Consider the following 23,318-nt stretch of genomic DNA (forward strand, 5'->3'; position numbering starts at 1 on the left):
TCTTTTGTGAATTATATACTATTATTCCTTATATATCCAAAAATCTCCAACTCACTCTTGAGCTAACCTGCCCCTTTTGTTCTATAAGAAATTCAATAGAAAAAGGCAATTAATCCTTCTTAGATTATTGTCCCTGTTTGTGTGCGTACGCTTCTTTACAATGATTTCGGACTTGCAATGCAATGCTTTGTTTTGAGTTTTGTACATTGTCTTACGTAAAACTATTCATTCTTGTTAGATTATTTTTTAACCATTAACTGTCACATATAAAGCACATTAATCAAAAAATATCCCCTTAAAAATCTTGTGGGAAATTTTAAGAGGAGTTTTTTGTAACTATAATATAAAAATATTTAATAATTTTTTTCTTTAGGTGTATAAAGCATTAATAAAACACCTATCATCATACAAATAAATCCACCAAGATCATCAACTATCAATGAAAATCGTTCTGGGTAGTATATTTTAACTAAACCTAAAAAAACTAGAAACGCAACTCCAATAAAATTTATAATTCTCTTCTTAGTCATAATTTACATTCCTAACTTTTTCATTTTAATATCTTGCAAGTGTTAAATATGCCTTTGGATACTCTGTTTATTATTAGGTGTTACTGTTAATTTACCACCTATATATATGTCCCCTTATTTCTTCAATTTTTTTAATCCTTCTTTCGCTAACCTGCCCCTTTTCTACAATAGGGAATTCAAAAAAAGAGAGCATTAATCTTCCTTGATCAATACCCTCGTTAGTTCGATAAGCAATATGTTATTTGTTAGGCTTGGAAACAAAATATGAGCTAGTACCAATTAGGCCACCACCGATCATAGCAAGTGTCGTACCGACTATAACCCAAAGCGTGGATAAAAAAGTGGATACATATATTCCTAGCATAAATATGATTAAGCCAACACAATTCAAGATATGAACCTTTCTCAAATCCGCCACCCCGTTTCTATTAGCTAAATTATACCACTTATTATTGAGGTAACCTGCCCTTTAGCTGCATAATAAAAAAGACTGATTACAGCCTTGATATTGATGTAATGACCCTGTTTCTTTGAATTCTATACATAAAGACGTTAATCCTTCTTGGATCAACACCCCTGATAGTTTAACTACGTTTCTTCACAAACTAACTGACTTCACAATCTGCGTTCGTTACAGGTAGCTTATCGAGTTTACATAGTACACAAAGATACCAATAATGATGATTTCACTTATGAGTGTTAAAAGATATTGCTTTGAATCTTTTAAATACTTCCACTCCAATATAGTTTGAAGCCCCATTAGTGCGGTCAAAAAGAAAATATAATTCCATTTTAGAATGGTATCATTCTCTTTTGAAAGGGCAAAAATAAAAGTGAACAAAAAGAGACCCATTATGATTGTTCGCCCCCATTGATTCATTCTTTTGCCAGAAGTCTCCGAAACATCTTTTTTCTTTATACCTAAAAATCTTCCTATCATCTTCTCTGCAAGAATTACCAATAAAATTAACATAATAAAAGTCATTAAACTCATCATTAACTCTCTCCATTTATTTTTATTAGTCACAGCTTCAAAGCTATAACAATATAATTCGGTATGTATGTCAACAAATCCTTCTTGCACTAAACTGCCCCTTTAGCTCTATAAAGAAAATTCTATCAATATTCAACTATATTTAACCATTGACCATCAGGACCTATAGTTATGTGAGGAACTTTGTTTGTTTCAAATTTATCGTATATATCAATGTTTTCCTTGCTTATTTTATTTAAAAGTTGAGATACATCTAACTCCGAAAAAACTAAAAAATCCATTGTTGTTGACCTTAAATAAAAATCGTATATATATTGTTTTTTACTATCCTTCACATATCCTAAAAAACCTATTGTTCTTGGGAAACTCCTCCATAAAGGAATTTTAATCTTATTTATTAAAATAAAATCATCTGACAGTTGGTTTAACAATTCTTCTTCCCAATCAGGAATAATCGCATAAATATAACATTCTTGCTTATAAATATCTTTGATTACATCAACAAACTCCTGCTCTTCTATTTCCTCTTCAAGCAATCTTTCAGTTACCTTTGGTATGATTTCCACTCTAATCACCTCTTTGTTAATATTATTCGATTAGATTAGAATGCTTTCCTTCTTCCGCTAACCTGCTCCTTATGTTCAAGAAACTTCTCCCCGCCCTTGTCCATAAAACAGATAGCTGGTCCCCTTTTTCAAAGGAAAAAACATAGACAGCCTTTATTCCAATAGTTCAGAATCGTTGTCAAGTTATTTATATTGATTAATTAATTCAGAAAATATATAATCTAAAGAAACCATCACGTTATAGTTTGGAGGGACTCCTAATGGGGCAAAGAAACTAAGAATCGGTGAATTATCCAAAGCAACCAATGTCACCAAAAGGACCATTGATTATTATACAAACCTCGGCCTGCTAGCAGCTGAGAGATCCCCCTCCAATTATCGGCTTTATAATGAATCTGCCATCGATAGACTGCTATTTATCGAGGAATGCAAACAAAAACAGCTATCCCTGACTGATATAAAGAAGGAATTGATAGACCGATATGCCGAGGAAATCGATGTCCAAGAAATACGGGCTAAAATCCAAGACATTGAACAAGAAGTATCCACGCTCATTAACCAAATGGGCCGAGATCAGGAAGTCGTCAAGAAGCACATTGACAGTACTCGCTTGATTCAATCCATGCAGCTGCTGATGCTGCTGCTCACTAAAACATAACTATAATACAGGAGGTGTACGTCTTACCCTAGCCGTAAGACTGCCATTTGACTACCATTTATTTAATTGCGTTTGTTATTCTCATCATCTTGACCGCCTTTTTCGTAGCGACCGAGTTCGCCATCGTAAAGGTGCGCTCTTCAAAGATTGACCAGCTTGTCGCAGAAGGCAGGAAAGGGGCATTATCCGCCAAGAAGGTGACCACACATTTGGATGAATACTTATCTGCCTGCCAGCTTGGGATTACCGTTACCGCACTCGGTCTCGGGTGGATTGGGGAACCAACCTTTGAGGTCATCCTTAACCCATTGTTTGCGCTGCTGGGGCTTGATGTTCAAGTCACCCATGTAATCTCACTTGCCGCAGCTTTCATCATCGTGACGTTTATTCACGTGGTCGTTGGTGAACTTGCGCCTAAGACAATTGCCATCCAGAAGGCTGAATCAATGACCTTATTTTTGGCACCGTTGATCATATGGTTCTATCGAATCTTGTACCCATTCATCTGGCTTTTGAATGGATCCGCTCGCCTGCTCGTCAAACTGATTGGATTTCAGCCAGCTTCTGAGCATGACACAAGCTATTCAGAGGAAGAACTGCGCCTATTGCTTGCAGACAGCTACAAAAAGGGATCCATCAATAAGAATGAATACAAATATGTAAACAATATCTTTGAATTTGACGAGCGGAAAGCAAGAGAAATCATGGTTCCGCGTACGGAAATTGTTAGCATTTCAAAGGACGATTCCATTGAAGAAGTATTCTCCATTATTCAAGAGGAGCGCTATACACGTTTCCCGGTAGAGGATGGAGACAAAGATAATATCATCGGATTCTTGAATGCGAAAGAATTCCTGACTGAGATGCACCTGAAGAAGGATGTAACGCTCGAATCATTGATCAGCCCAGTAATCAGCGTCATTGAAACAATTCCAATCCATGACCTCCTTGTGAAAATGCAAAAGGAACGCACTCATATCGCCATCTTAATCGATGAGTATGGCGGAACTTCCGGATTGGTAACCGCTGAGGATATCATTGAGGAAATTGTCGGGGAAATTCGTGATGAATTTGACGAAACCGAAGTACCAGATGTCCGCAAAGTCGGTACTGACCATTATATCGTGAGCGGTAAGCTCCTTATTGATGACATCAATGAGCTGCTTGGAATTCAAATCTCCAATGAGGTTGTTGATACAATCGGGGGCTGGTTCCTATCTAGCCATTTCGAAATTCAGGATAGCTCTGCTGTTGAAGAAGAGGGCTTTATCTTTAAAATCCATGAGCATGAGGGTAACCACATTCATTATCTCGATATCAAAAAAGCCGATAAATAATAAGAAAAGCCGATTCCGTAACCTGGAATCGGCTCTTTATTTACGATAAATGACCATTGCGCTAAAACAATAGATTTGATTTTCTTCGTCCTCTTCTCCAAAAGCGGCAATCTCATACTTAATGTCGACAATCTGGTCTTCCCTGATTTGTCCCAGGAAATAATTCATCCCGTTCTCCAAATCTTTTTCATGTTCATAATCAAACATTTTCACCTGTATCATCGGCTCTCCTGCCTCCTTTTATGACAGTCATAGCCAAATCATTTGAATTTTATACACAATTGTAAGATTATATGTTCACGCTGAACGGGTGACCTTATTTTATTGATCTTCGCACATATTTAGGGGAATTTACCTTCAAAAAAAGAACAATAAGACACTTCACTAATGAACGTCTTATTGTCCCTACTTATATTTCTAAATATGGTCCTCTCCAACTCTTGTTCATTTGGAAATTCCAAAACGACCTCATACTTATTCTTCCATACCTTCAAGATGCGTTACGATTTCAAGCATTTTAATTGGATCCGCTACTTCTGAAACAGAATAAACGATTGTTCCCTCCTGCCAGGAAATTCGATTATCTTCTGCCTTCTGATCGTCAACGTTCACTTTTACTGAGCCATACTTATCAGGTGCAGGAAGCGTATTGCTTTCCAAATAGTCAACCATACGTTTCGCGAGCGGCACGTAGTCATTGTTACCTTCTATATTGTTGGCTTGGATCTGAAGATACCATCTTCCCTCATGCCAATTCAACCATTTATGACCCGCGCCACCCTCTTCAAACCCTGTAATAGAATGGCCGAGATCAATCTCATTTCCTGTCTGGATATCCTCAGGAGAAATGTAGCCTATCTTAGATTCCGCCTCCTGAGCGGTCTCATATTGCTTGGCCTCTATGACAGCAATTGGCTTAGCACTACTAATATTATTCAATTCTTCATCATTGACCGGGATGGTTTTCTTACTTTCGAAAAAGATAACACGATACATATCATTCTCCGAATGGATTGCTGCGCTTAGCTGCATGTCTGCAGATGACATTGGTAGTTGCTTTGGCAGCTTAGGCGGCAAACTGCTTTGAAGCTGCTTCTTAACAGATGCAATTACTTCTTCTTCAGTTAATGTGACGTTATTAGCATCATCTTCATCGGTTTTTGAAGGATTCTCAGGAGAGGAGAGGTTTTCTTCCATTGCATTTTCTTGATCTTTTTCATTTGTTGATTTTTCCGTATTGGCTGGTTGGTCAGATTCTTTTGTAACCGGTTCTGTAGTGGCATTTCCCTCTGTGCAGCCAGCAAGGCAGATGAAAGTTAGACATACGGCGATTGACACCTGTTTCTTCATTTACTTTCTCCTCCTTTCTGGTCATTTACCACTCGGGATGCCCTATAAACAAGTATTGAATAATTGTTATAAAGGTAATAAAATCAATAGCCTTGTTTATTTTTGAAGCTATTCCAATCGTTTATCCCTGTCTTATGATTTAACCAATAATGACTAAAAAAACCGGCTGTCCAATGGGTCAGCCGATTTTTGCCTACTACTTAGTTTGCAACAATATTAACGAGTTTTCCAGGGATTGCGATTACCTTACGAACGGTTTTACCATCGATTTGCTCAATGACTTTGCCGTTCTCCATAACGGTTTTCTCCATCTCTTCCTTCGAAATATCCGCAGGAACTTGAAGCTTCGCTCTTACCTTACCGTTGATTTGAATAACGATTTCCACTTCGTTATCAACTAGCTTGCTTTCATCATAGGCTGGCCAAGATGCATAGGCAAGCGTATCATTATGGCCAAGTCTGCTCCACAGCTCTTCTGTGATATGCGGGCAGATTGGGGAAAGAAGCTTCACAAAGCCTTCCATGAATTGAATTGGCAGTATATCTGCTTTATAGGCTTCATTAATGAAGACCATCATTTGAGAAATGGCTGTGTTGAAGTGCAAGTTCTCAAGGTCTTCTGTAACTTTTTTCACAGTTTGGTGATATACCTTCTCAAGGTGAGTATCCGCAGATTCAGTAATCTTATCATTTACTGTGCCATCCTCATTAATGTAGAGTCTCCATACACGATCAAGGAAACGTCTTGAGCCGTCAAGACCGTTGGTAGACCAGGCAATCGACGCATCAAGCGGTCCCATGAACATTTCATAGAGACGAAGCGTGTCAGCGCCATGGCTTTCTACGATATCATCCGGGTTCACAACATTGCCTTTCGACTTACTCATCTTTTCGTTGTTTTCACCAAGAATCATTCCTTGGTTAAACAGCTTTTGGAATGGTTCCTTCGTTGGCACCACGCCGATATCATAAAGGAATTTATGCCAGAAACGAGCGTAAAGCAAATGTAGTACCGCATGCTCTGCCCCGCCGATATACGTATCAACCGGAAGCCAATGCTTCAATTTTTCCGGATCCGCAATAGCTTCTGGATTTTTCGGGTCGATATAGCGCAGGAAGTACCAGCAGCTGCCCGCCCATTGTGGCATAGTGTTTGTTTCGCGTCTGCCCTTGCGTCCTGTTTCAGGATCCGTTACATTCACCCACTCATCAATGATTGCAAGCGGTGATTCACCTGTTCCTGATGGCTTGATTTCTGATGTTTTTGGAAGCACAAGCGGAAGCTCTGATTCAGGGACCGCTGACATCGCGCCATCTTCCCAGTGAATGATTGGGATAGGCTCTCCCCAGTAACGCTGACGGGAGAAGTTCCAGTCACGAAGGCGATACGTTATTTTCTTCTCGCCGATGCCTTTTTCTTCAAGCCATGCAATCATCTTTTGAATGGCTTCCTCTTTCTTCAAACCATTCAAGAAGTCAGAGTTAACATGCTCTCCCTCACCTGCATAAGCTTCTTTTTCGATATCTCCGCCTGCGACAACCTCACGGATTGGAAGATCAAATTTCTTCGCGAATTCATAATCACGCTCATCATGCGCAGGAACCGCCATAATCGCGCCTGTTCCATAGCTCATTAGGACATAATCGGCAATCCACACAGGGATTTTCTCGCCGTTTGCCGGATTAACGGCATAAGCGCCAGTGAATACACCCGTTTTCTCCTTCGATAGCTCTGTTCTCTCAAGATCGCTCTTCGATTGGATGGACTGCTTGTATTCTTCCACCTGTGCTTTTTGCGCCTCAGTCGTAATCTCTTCTACGAGCGGATGCTCTGGAGACAATACTGCATATGTTGCTCCAAACAAAGTGTCAGGGCGTGTCGTGAAGACTGTGAATGCCTTGTCTGAGCCATCAATGCTGAAGTTTACGGATGCCCCTTCTGAACGGCCGATCCAGTTGCGCTGCATATCTTTAATGCTTTCTGGCCAATCAAGCTCCTCCAAGTCCTCAATCAGGCGGTCCGCATAAGCCGTGATTTTCAAAATCCATTGGCGCATCGGTTTTCTGATAACCGGATGGCCGCCACGCTCACTTTTGCCGTCAATGACCTCTTCATTTGCCAAAACGGTACCAAGAGCTGGGCACCAGTTGACAGGGATTTCATCCATATAAGCAAGCCCTTTTTCATAAAGCTTCAGGAAAATCCATTGTGTCCATTTATAATAATCAGGATCTGTCGTATTAATTTCACGGTCCCAATCATAAGAGAATCCAAGGGATTTAATTTGGCGCTTAAACGTCTCGATATTCTTTGCCGTAAATTCCTCTGGGTCATTCCCTGTATCAAGCGCATATTGCTCTGCCGGCAGGCCGAATGCATCCCAGCCAATTGGATGAAGAACATTATAGCCCTGCATCCGCTTCAAGCGGGAGAGAATATCCGTCGCTGTATATCCTTCCGGATGCCCAACATGAAGACCTGCTCCAGATGGATACGGGAACATATCCAATGCGTAAAATTTACTTTTTCCTACCTGATCGGTCGTTTTGAATGTTTTATGCTCTTCCCAATAAGATTGCCACTTCTTTTCAATCTCTTTATGGTTGAAACTCATCCTAAATTCCTCCTACAAAATCAAATTTCAAGCGTCTTTTAGTTTTACACCTGAATATAAAAAAGCCTCTCATCCCAAAAAGAAGGGACGAGAGGCTATTCATTATTAGCTTATACCCGCGGTACCACCCTAGTTGACGTTATATATCATACGTCCGGCTCAAAGTCTTTAACGCTGATCTGCGGCAGTCCTTACTGATCGCTGTTCACGACTGCAACTCAAGGGGGAGTTCATCATGCCGCACTATTGGCTCGCACCATCCGCCAACTCTCTAAAAATTACGTGCATCATTACTGGTCCCTATCAAAGTTATTAAAAAATATATACCTACATTGTATGTAAATCATCTTGAAAGTGCAAGTCCATTCTATGCTGTTTTTTCCATTTTGGCCAGAAGAGCAAGAAGGTATACCAGCAGGACAAACTTTTGAATACTAGCAAGGAGCTAATCTGCCTACAAGTCTTCCTATCATGTTTATCTCCCCCTTGATGTAAAACACCCTTTACATTATAAGTGTAAAGGAAACTTGACTATTAATATGGGGGATTTTACTTAAAAAATAAGTTGCCTGACTACAGGAAGAAAGCTGGCTATTCACGATAAATTGGCTGACATCTTGAACGTAAGCCGACAAACCATCATTTCCATCGAGAAAGGAAAATACAATCCTTCATTGCCATTGGCGATAAAGATTGCCAGAGCTTCGGTACGAATATTGAATCCATCTTTATATTAGAGGATGAATAAAAATTGGAGAAAAAAACATGAAAAGCAATTCTCAACGAAATTTCTATATAATCGGCATTCTATTCCTCTTGATATTTGCTGTCATATTATTCTTGCGCATTGCCACCATTCATTATCCTTAATAGAGCTTCTCTCTTGGGCGATCTTAACCTATATGTGTTTTGCCGGTGGATATCTGTATCCGCATTTCAGACAGAAAGATGAAAGAGCCCGGTTCATCAGACAAAAAGGATTAAACATCTCGATGATTTTGTTTTGGGCTTCTTTGTTATAGCAACCCTGATTAATCAATTTAACCTTACTGGCTTAAAAATGGAGGAGCTTTTTCAACTACTTGTGTCATTGACAATGGTGACCACCTTTACATCTTGGATTGTCCTGGCTAAAAAATATTAGCCATAAAGAGCCGAACGGATAAACTCGTTCGGCTCTTTATTTATGGAGAAAATTCTCCTATTTATATGTGTCCGGGTGTACGGTCGCTTTAGCTTGCTGGCCTTTTTTCTCGTACATTTTTTTGGCTCTTTTTACAATGTCCGTGTCGGCTCCAGCCTCAATGTCCTGGCTGTTGACCCCATTGCGCGTTTTTTGCTCGGGGTTATGCTGTTTAGATCGTTTTTTCATATTGGAAAGCCTCCTTAGCGTCTTCTAACGACCATCGCATGCTGAAGATCCTGAACACGGATTTTCATCCGATCAAGCTCATCCCGCTGCTGGTCATTGGCACTGTTTTTCATGACGGTAAGCTCATTATATGAATCCTCAAGCCTCATAAGGGCTTCAGTATAGCCCTCTGTATTGTAATGCTCCTGTTTGGCCGATTCCTCATATTGCTGCTGTGCGTATGCAAGGGTATTCTCACAACGTCCTAAACATTCATCCATGGATTTATGCGTAGCCATCTCGCCACTCCTTTTTGGTTGGGATTGGTTAAGAAGTACACCCGAATCTTATTATGTCCGGCTGACCGCGGTTACATGAACAAATTCATTTGGAAAGTATAAATGCACGTGTTAAAATGTAGGTTATGTGAAAAAACAATTAGGAGGGTTTTACAGATATGAAACAGGCTAACCCTTTTCCATATGCCAGTGACGATAAACGTTATCATACATGGAATTACCATTTACGCAACCAATTTGGCCATAAGGTCTTCAAGATAGCACTAGACGGCGGTTTTGACTGCCCGAACCGAGACGGCACAGTGGCTTTTGGCGGCTGCACATTCTGCAGCGCTGCAGGCTCAGGCGATTTTGCCGGTAACCGGGCTGAAGATTTAAAGAAACAATTCGCCGACATTAAAGGAAAAATGCATCAGAAATGGAAGGATGGCAAATATATGGCCTATTTCCAAGCCTATACGAACACGCATGCTCCTGTTGATGTTCTGCGCGAGAAATTCGAAACGGTCATGAACGAGGAAGGAGTCGTAGGACTCTCGATAGCAACGAGACCAGATTGCCTCCCGGACGATGTCGTTGAATACTTGGCTGAGCTGAACGAGCGCACCTATCTATGGCTCGAGCTCGGACTGCAAACCGTCCATGAAAAAACAGCGAACATTATTAACCGCGCCCATGATTACCCTACCTATGTAGAAGGAGTCAACAAGCTCCGCAAGCATGGCATCCGTGTCTGCAGCCACATCATTAACGGACTCCCTCTTGAGACACCAGAAATGATGATGGAAACTGCCCGTGAAGTGGCCAAGCTTGATGTGCAAGGGATTAAGATACACCTGCTGCATCTGTTAAAAGGCACACCGATGGTTAAGCAATATGAAAAAGGCATGCTTCAATTCCTATCATTCGAAGAGTATGTAAACCTTGTCTGCGACCAGCTCGAAATCCTGCCTCCGGAAATGATCATTCACCGCATCACAGGCGACGGTCCAATTGACTTAATGGTCGGTCCGATGTGGAGCGTCAATAAATGGGAGGTCTTGAACGCGATTGATGCGGAACTAAAACGCCGCAACAGCTACCAAGGCAAGTTCTTTGTGCGTGATGGAGGATTGACTGTACATGAAGCTTGACCGCATTCTTCCCTATGCACGGCTCCTGCTCGAAAAAGCGCTCAGCCCTGGTGATGTAGCAATTGATGGCACGATGGGCAACGGACATGACACCCTTTTTCTTGCCAAACTAGTCGGAGAACAAGGGCATGTATACAGCTTCGACATTCAGGAATCCGCTCTCGAGCAAACAAAAGCCCGTCTTGAAGAAAATAAACTGGCTAACCATGTGACTCTTATACATGCTGGACATGAGCATGTAAAAAGCCGCATTCCTGAAAAGACCGAAATAGCCGGTGCTATCTTCAACCTCGGCTATCTGCCAGGCGGGAATAAAGAAATTATCACAACCGCACCAACCACGATTTCTAGTGTTGAGCAGATCCTTAAGATGATGAAACCGGAAGGAATCATTGTACTTGTCATCTACCATGGCCATCCAGGCGGAGATATTGAACGAGATGAGATTCTTCAGTTTGCCAGAGCACTTCCGCAGGATACAGCCCATGTGCTTGAATACAAATTCTTAAACCAGAAGAACAATCCCCCCTTCATCGTGGCGATTGAGAAAAGATAAATCCATACAAAGAGCGCTAAAGGACAACCCCTTAGCGCTCTTCTTTAGTTTTTCACATATTCAGGAATGAAAGAAATTTGTGGCTTCCCCATGACCGGATGCAAAGAGCTTACGAGCTCAACCCCATAGACCGATTTCAGCAAGGATTCATCCAAGAGGAGATTCGCCTCTCCCTCTGCTATCTTTTTACCATCCTTTAATAAAGCGAGCCGATCAGCATAAAGGGAGGCCAGATTTAAATCATGCAAAATGGCCACAATGGTTAGTCCATTTTTCAATTGCAGCTCCTTCAATAAATTCAAAAGCTCAATCGAATGCTTAATATCAAGATGATTCGTCGGCTCATCCAAAAACAGCAGCCGCGGGGATTGGGCAAGCGCTTTGGCTAAGAGGACACGCTGCTTCTCGCCGCCGCTCAAGTCCTGAAAATATTTATGCTTGAATGGGAGGCAATTCGTTTTCTCGAGGCACTCATCCACAATGGCATAGTCTTCTTTCTTATAGGTGTTAAAAAGACCCTTTCCCTGATATGGATAACGCCCAAGCAGTACGATTTGCTCAACCGTGAAGTCAAGACTGACAGCGTGTTCCTGGCTTAAAACAGCTGTCATACGCGCAAGCTCTTCTGTATTATATTGATGCGCTGATTTTCCTGCTATCTCGACATTCCCGCTCATGTAAAGATGCTTAGAATCCAGGATTGCTTTAATGAATGTCGTTTTGCCGCTCCCATTTGGGCCTAAGAGGGCATAAAACTCTCCCTTCTCCACTTCCAATGAGACATCTTCGAGAATCGGCCGGCCTTTCCTATAACCTGCACTTACATTACATACTTTTAACATGCCATATTCCTTCTTTTTATTCGTTCTCTTATTAATAAATAGGTGAATACTGGTGCCCCAATCAAGGCTGTAACAACCCCGATTGGCAATTCCTGCGGGCTGACAATCGTTCTCGCTATCATATCCGCAATCACTAAATATCCGCCCCCAATCATCATTGATATCGGGAGAAGATGCTTATGGTCCGCTCCTGTCACTAAACGGACGAGATGGGGAATCACAAGACCGACAAAGCCAATTGCACCTGATACAGATACGGCCGCGCCAGTCAGCAGCCCGGCGCTTATAAGGAGAACGAGCTTCTTCCTTCTTACATTCATCCCGCTATATTGGGCTGCTTCATCCCCTAAGGCAAGCGCATTAAGTTCCCTGTAATGATATAAAATTACGATAGCTCCCAGAACGAAGAAAGGAAAGAACAAACCGACATGGCCCCAGTTCTTCATGGCAACACTTCCCATCAGCCAATTGAGGACCTCTCGCGTTTGATCTCCCGATGACAAGGCAATGATCAAGGATATGACCGCGCCTATAAAGGAGTTCAAAATAATCCCTGAGAGAATGATGGTTTCATTTGCATACGTCTTACTTGCTGCCCTCGTAATGCCTAAAACGAGAAAAAGTGAGGCTAGACTGAACAAGATGGCGACCAATGGCAATGTATAGGAACCAATGATGGCGATCTCAAGCTGAAAGAACAATACGATGACTGCTCCCACAGATGCACCTGAAGAAACACCGATTGTATAAGGGTCCGCCAGCGGATTCTGCAATAGCCCTTGAAAAGCCGCCCCCGCCAGCGCAAGAGCACCTCCGACTAATAAAGCAAGCAAAATACGCGGCAGACGGATATTCCAGATGATCATTTCAATATTTTTCTGGCCGTCGAAGAATCCATCATAACCGGTCATGTTTTTCAGAAGTATCCCGACAATTTCTTTCACAGACAGATCTGCACTGCCGATCAAGATTCCCCAAACAATCGCTGCTGCCAAGAAAAAAAGGCTTCCAGCATATAGGGTGACCAGCTTTATTCCCCTCTGCTTTCCTACTCTATTGCTCATACAACTCCACTCCATCATTCTTGATGTAGGCACATTGTGACAAATAAAAAATCCTTAGCCCAAAGGATGAGCTAAGGATTCACTCTTTTGACCACGTGAATGCTTTAAGCCTACTTTTCCCTCCGAAAAATAAGTGCTAAAACCATTAAAAGCAGGTCTCCTGGCTTATGGCGAATACACGCCAATCACAGTAGCGGGGGCTGCACCGGAATCGCACCGGTTTCCCTATTCTCCCTCGAACGAGGGCACTTTCATGGAATAATCAGCTATTATGTTCTTCCTTCATTTTAATGGAAGGGATGTGAATAAGCAATTCTATTTTGATGTCAATCCAACTTCCTTTGCAATCAATTCAAAGGATTTCTTCTTTGCCTCAAAGGAATGCGTAATCGTCGTAAGCATGATTTCATTCGTGCGGAAACGCTCGCTAAGCTCTGCCAGCTGTCTTCCAATCGTTTGCGGCGAACCAATAATCATCCGGCGCCGATTATAGAGAATGCGATCGCGTTCATAAACGGAAAAATTCTGTTCGAGAATTTCATCAGGATGGGGAGTCCCTTCCCGCATGATTCCCTGGGCTAGCCAAAGCATAGACAAATCAAGCGACCCTGCCAAATAGTGTGCCTCCTCATCTGTTTCAGCGCATATAGCGAATACGGTCACCATTCCAGTCGGATGGGAATGGGTCTCCGATGCTTGGAAATTCTGCAAGTAATGCTGCATATTATCCTCAGCAAACTCACTGTTAATAAAAAGCGCAAAATTATAAGGAAGGCCTTTATGAGCGGCAAGCTCTGCACTCGATGAACTTGACCCCAGCATCCAAAGGTCAGGAAGCTGCCCAATGACAGGTGTTGCCGTCAATCCGAAATACGGATGAGAATCCGGCAAACGATCATTGAGGTACCAGCTTAACTCATCGACCTGATCGGGAAAACGATCCTTACTCGGGATCGGACGTCCGTCCTGCAAAGCTCTTGTTGCCCTTGGCATGCCACCAGGCGCTCGTCCTACCCCTAAGTCAATGCGGCCAGGAGCAAGCCCGGATAGGACACGGAAGTTTTCAGCTACCTTATAGGCGCTATAATGCGGAAGCATCACACCGCCTGTTCCCACTCGAATTTTTCTCGTTCTCGCAGCAATCCATGTAGCCAGGATTTCCGGGCTTGACCCTGCCAGCCCAAGACTGTCATGATGCTCCGAAACCCAAATACGCGAATAGCCTAATTCCTCAGCAAAACTCGCCAGTTCTACTGTATTGCTTAATGCCTTCTCGGTTGGTTCTCCAGCTGCCCTAGGCGATTGATCTAGAATACTGAGCTTTAACATCAGATAGATTTCCTCCCTCAAGGTGTTCTTTAGCCTGTTCGCTTTGACACTTTTCTCATGGCATAGTAAACCTTACAATTCCAATAAAAGAAATAGGAGCGGAATCCTCCCTGTTTCAGTAATTTACGGACATGGGTTTTGACATCCTTTTGCTCAGCTACCTTTCCATCAGCAAGATAAATGCCCACGAGCCCCTGATTCACCATCTTATGAAAACGACTGTCAGGAATCTTTTCGATATCAAGATTAGCCTGCTCCAAAAAATAGCATAAGCGCTCAATCATTTTCTTTTCAGACTCATAATAAAAACAAAAGTTCAAATCATTCCCGATCCGGTCTTCCTCTTGATCGATAAAATAATCCAGCATGATATGAAGACCTTGTACATAAGGAAAGTAAGCATCCCTCACATCCTTAGCTAAATCATTCCGGAAACGGGGACGAACCGCGTAGGATACGAGACAAAAGATCCCGAGCGTCGAGCCAGCACAAGCACTGAATTCATACCATGTCATGCCCTCCGGCAAGCGGTGACGATATGTCTCGAACCACGCTTGTAATCTATCTACCCTTTCTTCCCATATAACATGCTTATGTATTTGAAGATCGCAATAATACCCGCAAAGTTCAAACAAATAGGGCTGAATTTCCTCATAATGAGGCAAATCCCGCAAAACCTCCTGGCATGTTTTGACCAAATCGGCCAAATAGCCGCCATCATTTTGATCCTCTCGCTGTTCATAGTAATTCTTTAGCTCCGCTTGAGGATTGAGTGCATGTTTCATGGATTCGTGCAAAAGAGCAAAATCTTTGGGATCCAATGAGGTACTGCGATCACATAGATTGTCGAGGTAATCACTGATTGTCTGATAGGCTACGATGAACTGAATCACCTTGGTCTTGTTATCTCCTGCGAGTAAGGCGAGAATCGATCCTCCCTCACAATGGAAGGCCTTGTTGGCAATGCTCGCTCTCGCTTGGATTCGAAGCTCCTCATTAGGAATTGAATTCGCTCTTTCCTCCCAATAGTCCAATTCCCGATGAACGATTGGGAAGATATCTTTAAAAACCAATTTCGCTAATCCGAATTCAGTTGCAGGCAGCCTCAACATTCTCCATCTCCTTAAATGATATAACCGATATTGCGGAGGCGGGCTTCAACAAAGGTCTTGGCGTATTGAAATACATCCTCTCGCTCTGGTTCATTGAATATCTCGTGATAAAGCTTCGGCCACTCCTTATAATGCTTTTCGGAGGAAGGACAATAATTAAACCATTCTCTTACCAAATTGCGGTCAACGATTTTGTCATCCCCCGCCTGCATAACCAAAAATGGAATGTCCGGAAAGTCCTCATCAAAGTCAAAGGCTTCGTTCATTGCCTTTACAAGTTCACGATACCACCTAATCGACACAGTCGTCACATAAAGAGAATCATTTAGATCAAATTCAATGACTTCTTTATTTCGCGTGGCCATGTCAATTGTTATCCCTGCACTTCTGCGATAAGATGGATAAACAAGATTCAAGACATGTGAGAGTGAATTGAGCAGCCTTGGCGGATTGACCAATGTGCCAAAGCATGGTGAGGAGAGAATGACGCCAGCAAGGTTAAACTCGCTAGATTGCAGCATTTTAACAACAATCAAGCCGCCCATGCTATGGCCAAGCATAAAGACAGGCAGGCCAAATGTGTATGCTTCATTAACCCATGTCTCAACAGTATCCAGATATTCATCAAATGAATCGATATGGCCGCGGTTGGACCTTGAGGTCATCCCTTGTCCAGGCAAATCGCCAATAATAACATGGTATCCAGCTGACAGCCACTTTTGGACAAGCCAATTGTATCTTCCGGAATGCTCCATTGCCCCGTGGACTATGACAATGACTCCGTATGCCTTCCCCTCTGTTTCCCATTTTTTCATAGATGCACTCCTCCAGTTTGTTTATAACGTAAATATATTTACACGTGATTTTTTTATATGTACACTTTTGATTAACTATAATTTTACAATAGATTACGGAGGTTATGAAATGAAATTATATCAATATAAGGATAAAATCCCTTCCATACATAAATCTGCCTATATCGCTGATTACGCTGTCATTACCGGTGATGTGACAATTGGTGAACACTCAAGCATTTGGTTCAACACCGTCATCAGGGGTGATGTCGCTCCAGTCATAATCGGCAAAAATGTAAATGTACAGGATAATTCCGTCCTCCATCAAAGTCCTAATAATCCGCTGATTCTTGAAGATGATGTGACCATCGGACACCAATGTATCCTCCATAGCTGTCATGTAAAGAGCAAAGCCTTGGTCGGAATGGGCTCCATCATTCTAGATGGCGCTGAAATAGGCGAAGGAGCTTTCATTGGAGCAGGAAGCCTTGTCCCTCAAGGAAAAATCATCCCGCCAAACACCCTTGCTTTTGGCAGACCTGCCAAGGTTGTCCGGCCCCTGACTGAGGAGGATAAAAAAGATATGGACCGAATTTATAAGGAGTATGCTGAAAAAGGTCAATATTACGCAAGTTTACAGCCCATTCAGCCAAATCAATAAATCTGTCAAATGGGGATACATCTTATTGTATACCCATTTTTTATTGCCTTTATCATTATTCCCGTCCATGAATAATAACGGTGATTTATGGTTCTTTATCTTTTAAGTATAATCTTTCCAAACCGCAAATAGCAGAAAATGTCTCAGTCTTTTTTATCACAAGAACCTAATACAATAGATATCCATACTAATTGTACTGATTGAGAAATGATTTGGTTTCATTTCTCTTCATTTTTTTAAATGGCTTTGTTAAATATAAATGTTGATTTTCGTTACAGGTGGCTGCTTTCCGCGGGGCGGTCGGGGAGCCTCCCGGGCGCTTTCAGCGCCTGTGGGTCTCCCCTGTCCGCTAATCCCGCAGGAGTCAGCCACCTTCCACTACAATCAACGATGTTAAAGTATCAACACTAAACTTTAACAGAGCCTTTTAAATAAAAGAGCATCCACGAAACGCGGATGCTCCAATTGACAATTAAGACATCGTAACTAATTCTTCAGGCTTCGTTTGGAAAGGATACTTTTTTTCGATATATACTCCATGCCAGATCATGAACACGAGCACTGTCCAAATCTTACGGCTATAATCACCTTTTCCTTTCACATGGCCATCGAGCAAACGGAAGATGACATCCTTATCGAATAGGTGATCGGTTTCACTATCAATAATCAGATCCATCGCCCAGTCATACATTTCATTTTTCAGCCAATGACGAATAGGAACTGGAAATCCAAGTTTCTTTCTAGTCAGGACATGATCAGGAACAATTCCTTCAACCGCTTTCCTTAAAATATACTTGGTTGTTCCATGGCTAGTCTTCATGTCAGATGGAATCTGTGAGGCTACTTCAAACACTCTCTTATCTAGGAACGGTACGCGCAGTTCTAAGGAGTGTGCCATTGTCATACGGTCGGCTTTTAAGAGTATATCCCCTCTCAGCCATGTATGAATGTCAATATATTGCATCTTGCTGACATCCTCATAACCCGCAGTATCTTCATAGAATGGCGCTGTGATTTTCTTATAATCCAGCCCGTCGTGATAAGGCTTGTACAGCTCCTTCTTTTCGTTCTCCAAAAACATTTTTGCATTGCCGATATAACGTTCCTCCATTGGTGTACAGCCTCGTTCAATGAAGCTCTTCCCTTTTACACCCTCAGGGAGTATGGCTGCAATCTGTTTAAGAGAGCGAGTTAAGATACGCGGCATTTTGGAGAATATTTCAAGCGATTGAGGTTCACGGTAAATATTGTATCCGCCAAACAGCTCATCCGCTCCTTCGCCTGACAATACAACCTTCACATGCTTCCTCGCTTCCCTTGACACAAAATAAAGCGGAACACATGCTGGGTCAGCCAATGGGTCATCAGCATGCCACATAATCTTCGGCAGCTCCTGCATATATTCTTCAGGTGTAATAATATAGCTTATATTTTCTACGTCCAGCTTTTCTGCTGTTTCTTTCGCTACGTCAATCTCGCTAAATCCTTCATGCTCAAATCCGACAGAGAATGTCTTTATGCCGGGATGAGATTTCTTGGCGATAGAAGCGATGATAGATGAATCAATTCCGCCCGACAGAAAGGAGCCGACCGGTACGTCTGAGCGCATATGCTTTTGTACGCTGTCAATCATCACTTCCCGGATTTCCTCCACCCAAGTTTCTTCAGACTTTAGAGCCGGCGAAAACGCCGCTTTCCAATAACGCCCGATCTCAATTGGCTCACCAATTTTTTTCTTTAAATAATGGCCTGGCAAAAGCTTTTGGATTCCTTCTGTCATAGTCTCTGGCTCTGGCACGAATTGATAAGTCAAATAGTTCTGCAAAGCATCCACATTGACCTTTTCCTCACCTGCAGCCAACACTATGCTTTTTTTCTCAGAGGCAAAGAATAGTTTCTCTCCCTCCTCTTTATAAAAGAAAGGCTTAATTCCAAATGGATCACGCGCAGCAAAGATGGATTTCTCCTCTTTGTCCCATATAACAAACCCAAACATGCCGCGGAGATAATTGACAGCATCTTCTCCATAAAAAGCATACGCAGCGAGGATGGCTTCCGTATCAGAGTTTGTTTTAAATTCAAGCCCTTTAAAGGCAAGCTCTTCTCTAAGCTCCAAATAATTGTAAATTTCTCCATTAAAGATAATCCAGTATCGCTCATTCTCGAACGAGAGCGGCTGATGCCCGCTTTCAAGGTCAATGATGCTTAAACGGCGGAACCCTAGTTGAATATGCTCATCCACATAAAATCCCTTATCATCCGGTCCCCTATGGTAAATAAGATTGTTCATTTTCTTTAAATCATCTGCGACAACAGCGTCTTGGCATTGATTCCAAACACATCCAACGAAACCGCACATTATTAATAAAAACCTCACTTATAAATTATTTATCATTCCGCCAACATATTATCAGACTTTCTATGCATTAATTGTCGAAGAAAGAGTTATATTTTTCCTTTTTTATGAAATATATGTATTTTTTATAAATCTTTTGTCCAGTAAGAAGAAAAAACCTCAGGACTCGATATATCCTAAGGTAAGATTTGATTCACAGACATAGGGAACGTCCATCACTTCCTGATTTTGTTTTATTTTTGGGTATTCTTTGCAAAAATAGCTGTCTCTATTCTCAAGGAATCCTTTCTTTGGCGGTCCTTCTAGTTCCAACGATGAAGAAAACCTGATTTAAATAAAAAAACTGCAGACAAAATCACGAATGATTTTATCTGCAGTCTGTACACCTTATAGTCGTTTAAATTGCCGCTTGTGCGCGCAAGTCTTCAGCCTTATCTGTTTTTTCCCATGGAAGATTCAGATCGTTGCGGCCAAAATGACCATAAGCAGCTGTTTGCTTGTAGATTGGACGTCGGAGATCAAGCATTTTGATAATGCCTGCTGGACGAAGATCAAAGTTCACACGGATAAGTTCCACTAACTTCTCTTCATCTATCTTGCCAGTACCGAATGTGTTCACGGAGATGGATACAGGCTGTGCAACACCAATCGCATAAGCCAGCTGGACCTCAGCCTTTTCAGCAAGACCTGCCGCTACGATGTTCTTCGCTACGTATCTTGCCGCATAAGCTGCGGAACGGTCCACTTTTGTTGCATCCTTTCCTGAGAACGCGCCGCCGCCATGACGAGCGTACCCGCCATACGTATCAACGATGATTTTGCGTCCAGTTAATCCAGCATCGCCTTGCGGTCCGCCAATAACAAAGCGGCCTGTTGGGTTGATGAAGTATTTTGTCGATTCATCAATTAAATGTGCTGGGACAACCGGTTTGATCACATGCTCCTTCAAATCCGCCTGAATTTCCTCCAATGTTGTTTCCGGATCATGCTGAGTCGAAATGACAATTGTATCTACGCGAACTGGTTTGTCATTCTCATCATACTCAACCGTGACTTGAGTCTTGCCATCCGGTCGCAAGTATGGGAGTACCTCTTGTTTCCGAACCTCTGTCAATCTTCTTGATAACTGGTGGGCAAGTGAAATTGGAAGAGGCATTAGTTCCTCAGTTTCATTGCAGGCAAACCCGAACATTAAACCTTGGTCACCGGCACCGATGGCTTCGATTTCTTGATCTGTCATCGTTCCTTCACGAGATTCAAGTGCCTGGTCCACCCCTTGGGCAATGTCCGCTGATTGTTCATCAATGGAAGTCAAAACAGCACAAGTCTCTGCATCAAATCCGTACTTCGCCCTTGTATAGCCAATTCCTTTAATCGTTTCACGCACAATTTTCGGGATATCCACATAAGTAGATGTCGTAATCTCTCCAGCGACAAGCACAAGACCTGTCGTTACAGACGTTTCACAAGCCACGCGCGCATTGGGATCCTTTGCAAGAATCTCATCTAGAATAGAATCGGAAATCTGATCGCAAATCTTGTCCGGATGTCCCTCTGTTACAGATTCGGATGTAAACAAATGTCTTTTAGTCGACATAAAAACTCCTCCTTAAATTCTTCTCTATGACGGCTACTCATTATCTTTAGTCATGTCCTGAATGCACAAAAAAAGACCTTCCTAAAGAGGAAAGGTCTAATATCTCACGAAATTCGCCTTTCACTCTCATCGTTCAAGGCTTCTATTAGCCTTGCATCAAGTTAGCACCTTTGCGTGAACCTCCATGGATTCAAACTGCAGGTTGCCCCGGCTTCATAGAGCTTTGTTCCCTCCACCGAGTCTTGATAAGAGTATCCGTTTCAAAGTTAAATCTTAACTTAATATACTATGAACTGTCAATATATGTGCATGATATAACGCATGAAATCTAAGGACAACAGGTATCGAAATAGTGCGAATAAACTGATATAATTATTGTGAATAATTAAACAAAGTACTTTAGAAATATATTAGAATGAGCTCCGCCTATGCTGCTTGAGGGAGGGAATGTTCTTACGGTTTAGAGAAGGTTGGTTAATATTTTTATTTACCTAATTAGTATGTTCAATTAATACGAATATGTTATACTATTTTCCATACGAGAGATAAATACAATAATTGGAAGAGGATGATTTCTTATGAACCAAGTTGAAATATCCAATGAGTTGAAACCACAGCTAACAAATGAGAATATGCACATCCAGTTATCCGTTCCTCAATTGGTTGAAAAAGTATTAGCAAGAAACGAAGGAATCCTGACATCAACCGGTGCCGTTAAAGCGGAGACAGGGAAGTATACCGGTCGATCTCCGAAAGATAAATATATTGTAGAAGAAGCATCCTCAAAAGACAAAATCGACTGGGGAAATGTGAATAGGCCTATTTCCGAGGATGCATTCGCTAACCTATATGAAAAAGTCATTAACTACTTAAACGAGAAAGATGAGCTCTTCGTTTTCAACGGCTATGCTGGCGCTGATCAAGATTACCGCCTTCCTATTCAAGTAATCAACGAATATGCATGGCATAACCTCTTTATCCACCAGCTGCTCATTCGTCCTACAGCACAAGAGCTAGGAAGCCATCACTCCGAGTTTACGATTATTTGTGCGCCTGGGTTTAAGGCAGATCCAGCAGTAGACGGAACGAATTCAGAAACGTTCATCATCATTTCTTTCGAAAAGAAGATTGTCTTAATCGGCGGTACAGAATACGCTGGGGAAATGAAGAAATCTGTCTTCTCCATCATGAACTATTTGCTGCCTGAGAGGGATGTATTCTCCATGCACTGTTCAGCCAATGTCGGCCAGGAAGGAGATGTCGCCTTATTCTTCGGTCTCTCCGGTACAGGCAAAACTACTTTGTCTGCTGACCCGAGCCGCCGATTGATTGGGGATGATGAACATGGCTGGTCTCCTAGCGGCGTCTTTAATATTGAAGGCGGCTGTTATGCAAAATGCATCAATCTTTCCCGGGAGAAGGAGCCGCAAATCTTTGATGCCATCCGCTTTGGATCTGTCCTTGAGAATGTCATGGTTGATGAGAAGACAAGAATCGCAGATTATGACAACGGCTTCCTGACGGAAAACACACGGGCAGCATACCCAATTGATGCCATCAGCAATATCGTTAATCCAAGCGTAGCCGGGCATCCAACGACGATTATCTTTTTGACTGCTGACGCATTCGGTGTTCTTCCACCGATCAGCAAACTCACAAAAGAACAGGCGATGTATCATTTCCTTAGTGGCTATACAAGCAAACTTGCCGGAACAGAACGCGGAATTACCGCTCCTGAGGCTACCTTCTCAACCTGCTTCGGTTCTCCGTTCCTGCCATTACAGCCAACTCGCTATGCTGATATGCTCGGCAAGAGTATCGAGGAACATAATGTACAAGTTTACCTTGTAAACACAGGATGGACAGGCGGAGTATATGGTACAGGAAGCCGAATGAAGCTTTCCTACACGCGCTTAATGGTGCAAGCTGCCCTTGAGGGTGAGCTGAATAATGTTGAAACCATAAAAGACAGCATATTCGGGTTGCACATCCCGCTTCATGTTCCAGGAGTTCCCGATTTAGTCCTCCAACCAAATAAAACATGGGCGGACGAAGAAGCTTACAACAAAAAAGCGCATGAATTAGCAGCAAAGTTCCGGGAGAATTTCTTGTCATTCAAGAATATTGACCCTAGTATTGTCATTAAGGGCGGGCCAATCGCCTAATATAGCCAA

At 42.2% G+C, this 23,318-nt stretch carries 21 protein-coding genes, 2 pseudogenes, 2 riboswitches and 1 other annotated feature; of the genes and pseudogenes, 8 read left to right on the forward strand and 15 right to left on the reverse strand.

Annotated features, from left to right (window positions below; genetic code table 11):
* Positions 1–353: 353 nt before the first annotated feature.
* The 3 genes from CYL18_RS19305 to CYL18_RS16560 form a co-directional block, all read right to left on the reverse strand.
* Positions 354–530 carry a hypothetical protein gene (locus CYL18_RS19305; RefSeq protein ID WP_161497157.1) on the reverse strand — a complete coding sequence of 59 codons (177 nt, stop codon included), beginning with the start codon at positions 528–530 and terminating at the stop codon, positions 354–356.
* A 631-nt stretch (positions 531–1,161) separates the two neighbouring features.
* Positions 1,162–1,614, reverse strand: a complete 453-nt coding sequence (locus CYL18_RS16555; RefSeq protein WP_104850624.1) for a DUF4181 domain-containing protein — start codon at positions 1,612–1,614, stop codon at positions 1,162–1,164.
* A gap of 35 nt (positions 1,615–1,649) precedes the next feature.
* Complete coding sequence (locus CYL18_RS16560) at positions 1,650–2,090, reverse strand: hypothetical protein (RefSeq protein WP_104850625.1); 441 nt, start codon at positions 2,088–2,090, stop codon at positions 1,650–1,652.
* A 322-nt stretch (positions 2,091–2,412) separates the two neighbouring features.
* Here CYL18_RS16560 and CYL18_RS19545 point away from each other — a divergent pair.
* From CYL18_RS19545 to CYL18_RS16570, 3 genes and pseudogenes are all read left to right on the forward strand, one after another.
* Positions 2,413–2,499: pseudogene (locus CYL18_RS19545) on the forward strand (MerR family transcriptional regulator); the annotation flags it as partial.
* Positions 2,500–2,559: 60 nt separating this feature from the next.
* Positions 2,560–2,748, forward strand: coding sequence for a hypothetical protein (locus CYL18_RS19550; RefSeq protein ID WP_236636505.1), 189 nt, complete (start codon positions 2,560–2,562; stop codon positions 2,746–2,748).
* A 47-nt stretch (positions 2,749–2,795) separates the two neighbouring features.
* A complete protein-coding gene (locus CYL18_RS16570) occupies positions 2,796–4,085 on the forward strand; it encodes a hemolysin family protein (RefSeq protein WP_104850627.1) in 1,290 nt (429 codons plus the stop codon).
* 36 nt (positions 4,086–4,121) lie between these two features.
* Here CYL18_RS16570 and CYL18_RS16575 read toward each other — a convergent pair whose 3' ends face one another.
* The 3 genes from CYL18_RS16575 to leuS all read right to left on the reverse strand — a co-directional run bounded on the left by CYL18_RS16575 (position 4,122) and on the right by leuS (position 8,050).
* The gene (locus CYL18_RS16575; RefSeq protein ID WP_104850628.1) at positions 4,122–4,307 is read right to left on the reverse strand and encodes a sporulation protein Cse60; all 186 of its coding nucleotides are present in this window, start codon (positions 4,305–4,307) and stop codon (positions 4,122–4,124) included.
* Between the two features lie 252 nt (positions 4,308–4,559).
* Positions 4,560–5,435, reverse strand: a complete 876-nt coding sequence (locus CYL18_RS16580; protein ID WP_104850629.1) for a hypothetical protein — start codon at positions 5,433–5,435, stop codon at positions 4,560–4,562.
* 200 nt (positions 5,436–5,635) lie between these two features.
* Positions 5,636–8,050, reverse strand: coding sequence for a leucine--tRNA ligase (gene leuS, locus CYL18_RS16585; RefSeq protein ID WP_104850630.1), 2,415 nt, complete (start codon positions 8,048–8,050; stop codon positions 5,636–5,638).
* An 80-nt stretch (positions 8,051–8,130) separates the two neighbouring features.
* Positions 8,131–8,366, reverse strand: a binding site (T-box leader).
* A gap of 249 nt (positions 8,367–8,615) precedes the next feature.
* Between leuS and CYL18_RS16590 the strand changes: the two are divergent.
* Positions 8,616–8,798 (forward strand): annotated as a pseudogene (locus CYL18_RS16590) (helix-turn-helix transcriptional regulator).
* Between the two features lie 453 nt (positions 8,799–9,251).
* Here CYL18_RS16590 and CYL18_RS16595 read toward each other — a convergent pair.
* The gene (locus CYL18_RS16595; protein ID WP_104850631.1) at positions 9,252–9,422 is read right to left on the reverse strand and encodes a glycogen biosynthesis protein GlgD; all 171 of its coding nucleotides are present in this window, start codon (positions 9,420–9,422) and stop codon (positions 9,252–9,254) included.
* A 14-nt stretch (positions 9,423–9,436) separates the two neighbouring features.
* Positions 9,437–9,700: a YtzC family protein gene (locus tag CYL18_RS16600; RefSeq protein WP_104850632.1), complete on the reverse strand. Its 264-nt coding sequence runs from the start codon at positions 9,698–9,700 to the stop codon at positions 9,437–9,439.
* Positions 9,701–9,858: 158 nt separating this feature from the next.
* Here CYL18_RS16600 and CYL18_RS16605 point away from each other — a divergent pair, with 158 nt between their 5' ends.
* Entirely contained in the window at positions 9,859–10,833 is a 975-nt protein-coding gene (locus CYL18_RS16605; protein ID WP_104850633.1) for a TIGR01212 family radical SAM protein, read from the forward strand.
* Positions 10,823–11,389 (forward strand): class I SAM-dependent methyltransferase, encoded by a 567-nt coding sequence (locus CYL18_RS16610; RefSeq protein WP_104850634.1) that lies wholly within the window; start codon positions 10,823–10,825, stop codon positions 11,387–11,389. Before CYL18_RS16605 ends, CYL18_RS16610 begins: the two co-directional genes overlap by 11 nt.
* A 44-nt stretch (positions 11,390–11,433) precedes the next feature.
* Here the strand turns inward: CYL18_RS16610 and CYL18_RS16615 are convergent, their stop codons facing one another.
* From CYL18_RS16615 to CYL18_RS16635, 5 genes are all read right to left on the reverse strand, one after another.
* Positions 11,434–12,231 (reverse strand): ABC transporter ATP-binding protein, encoded by a 798-nt coding sequence (locus CYL18_RS16615; protein ID WP_104850635.1) that lies wholly within the window; start codon positions 12,229–12,231, stop codon positions 11,434–11,436.
* On the reverse strand, positions 12,225–13,295 hold the full coding sequence (locus CYL18_RS16620; protein WP_104850636.1) for a FecCD family ABC transporter permease: 1,071 nt from the start codon (positions 13,293–13,295) through the stop codon (positions 12,225–12,227). The genes CYL18_RS16615 and CYL18_RS16620 overlap by 7 nt, the downstream gene beginning before the upstream one ends.
* 133 nt (positions 13,296–13,428) lie before the next feature.
* Positions 13,429–13,563, reverse strand: a riboswitch (cobalamin riboswitch).
* 47 nt (positions 13,564–13,610) lie between these two features.
* The gene (locus tag CYL18_RS16625; RefSeq protein ID WP_104850666.1) at positions 13,611–14,627 is read right to left on the reverse strand and encodes an LLM class flavin-dependent oxidoreductase; all 1,017 of its coding nucleotides are present in this window, start codon (positions 14,625–14,627) and stop codon (positions 13,611–13,613) included.
* Between the two features lie 26 nt (positions 14,628–14,653).
* Positions 14,654–15,733: a tetraprenyl-beta-curcumene synthase family protein gene (locus tag CYL18_RS16630; RefSeq protein ID WP_407984620.1), complete on the reverse strand. Its 1,080-nt coding sequence runs from the start codon at positions 15,731–15,733 to the stop codon at positions 14,654–14,656.
* A 14-nt stretch (positions 15,734–15,747) separates the two neighbouring features.
* Complete coding sequence (locus CYL18_RS16635; RefSeq protein ID WP_104850638.1) at positions 15,748–16,551, reverse strand: alpha/beta hydrolase; 804 nt, start codon at positions 16,549–16,551, stop codon at positions 15,748–15,750.
* 109 nt (positions 16,552–16,660) lie between these two features.
* Here CYL18_RS16635 and CYL18_RS16640 point away from each other — a divergent pair, with 109 nt between their 5' ends.
* Positions 16,661–17,191 (forward strand): gamma carbonic anhydrase, encoded by a 531-nt coding sequence (locus CYL18_RS16640; RefSeq protein ID WP_104850639.1) that lies wholly within the window; start codon positions 16,661–16,663, stop codon positions 17,189–17,191.
* A gap of 472 nt (positions 17,192–17,663) precedes the next feature.
* Here the strand turns inward: CYL18_RS16640 and asnB are convergent, their stop codons facing one another.
* A complete protein-coding gene (asnB, locus tag CYL18_RS16645) occupies positions 17,664–19,550 on the reverse strand; it encodes an asparagine synthase (glutamine-hydrolyzing) (RefSeq protein ID WP_104850640.1) in 1,887 nt (628 codons plus the stop codon).
* Between the two features lie 394 nt (positions 19,551–19,944).
* On the reverse strand, positions 19,945–21,144 hold the full coding sequence (gene metK / locus CYL18_RS16650; protein ID WP_104850641.1) for a methionine adenosyltransferase: 1,200 nt from the start codon (positions 21,142–21,144) through the stop codon (positions 19,945–19,947).
* 123 nt (positions 21,145–21,267) lie between these two features.
* Positions 21,268–21,396: riboswitch (SAM riboswitch) on the reverse strand.
* A 326-nt stretch (positions 21,397–21,722) separates the two neighbouring features.
* Here metK and pckA point away from each other — a divergent pair.
* Positions 21,723–23,309 carry a phosphoenolpyruvate carboxykinase (ATP) gene (gene pckA / locus CYL18_RS16655; protein ID WP_104850642.1) on the forward strand — a complete coding sequence of 529 codons (1,587 nt, stop codon included), beginning with the start codon at positions 21,723–21,725 and terminating at the stop codon, positions 23,307–23,309.
* The last annotated feature ends 9 nt before the right edge of the window (positions 23,310–23,318 follow it).

Source organism: Pradoshia eiseniae (genome assembly GCF_002946355.1).
Taxonomy (GTDB): Bacteria; Bacillota; Bacilli; order Bacillales; family Pradoshiaceae; genus Pradoshia; species Pradoshia eiseniae.